Genomic DNA, 1244 nt, shown 5'->3' on the forward strand with positions numbered 1-1244 from the left:
ATATCCTGAGACAACTGGTTATCTCAAGACTAGATCAGCCTATGAGCAAATCTGCAACGATTGAATACCTGAAGGCACATTTTGACGAAGATCTTCATTTGGGTAAAATCTATCGTTATATGGATAAGCTCTATAATACGCAACAGGAATCCATTCAAAAAATCAGCGTTGAACATACCAGAAAGATATTGGGAGGGAAAATTGGCTTGATGTTTTATGATGTAACCACACTTTATTTTGAGTCAGATTATGGGGATGGCTTTAGGGAGCCTGGTTTTTCTAAAGATGGTAAGCACAGCCAACCTCAAATCGTATTAGGGCTATTAGTGAGCGAGGATGGATACCCCTTATCTTATTCTATGTTTAATGGTACACAATATGAGGGGCACACTATGATTCCCATTGTAGATGATTTTGTAAGACGATTTAAGCTGGATGATTTTGTCCTGGTCGCTGATTCTGGATTAATAAACAAGAAGAATATCGATTTTCTTAAGGCACAGGGATACAAGTATATTATAGGTGCACGCATAAAAAATGCAAATAAGGTACAAAGAGATTGGTTGCAGTCGCTTGATAAGGTCGAAGGTCATTTTAATGAAACAACGGTTGCACATGGAAGATTGATAGTAGGCTACTCTGAAAAACGGGCAAAAAAGGATGCTCATAACCGTATCAAGGGAATTAATCGTCTGGAGAAAGCATTTAAGGCAGGTACCATTTCTAAGGAAAATATAAACAAGCGCGGGTATAACAAGTTCCTGGTGATTTCAAAAGATGTCCAGGTAACAATAGACAAAAGCAATGTAGAAGAGGATGCTAAATGGGATGGATTGAAGGGGTACATTACTAATACTGAATTACCCGCTGYAGAGGTCTACAATCAATATAGTAGCTTGTGGCAGGTTGAACGTGCTTTTAGGATTACCAAGGGGACGATTGAAATGAGACCGATGTTCCACTTTACTCCCAAACGAATAGAAGCTCATGTATGTATCTGTTTTGTAGCTTATAAGGTCTATAAAGAACTAGAACGTATACTAAAGAATAATCGGTATAAGATCAGTGTAGATAAGGTCTTGGAAGTTGCTAAGACGGTCACAACACTGAAAATAAAATTACCAAACAGCGGAAAGATCATGAGTAAAACAATGATTATTACCGAAAGACAGAAAGCAATCGAACCACTATTTTCCGATGATTTTTGGAAATCTCAATTTGGGTGACGCATTGGCGAAGTCAGG

1 protein-coding gene is annotated in these 1244 nt (G+C 38.1%); it reads left to right on the plus strand.

The features are described from left to right. Window positions 1–1226 (plus strand): IS1634 family transposase (locus EZ449_RS22495; RefSeq protein ID WP_205943067.1); only part of this gene is annotated, 1226 nt, incomplete at its 5' end. Window positions 1227–1244 lie beyond the last annotated feature (18 nt).

The organism is Pedobacter frigidisoli (genome assembly GCF_004331675.1).
Taxonomy (GTDB): Bacteria; Bacteroidota; Bacteroidia; order Sphingobacteriales; family Sphingobacteriaceae; genus Pedobacter; species Pedobacter frigidisoli.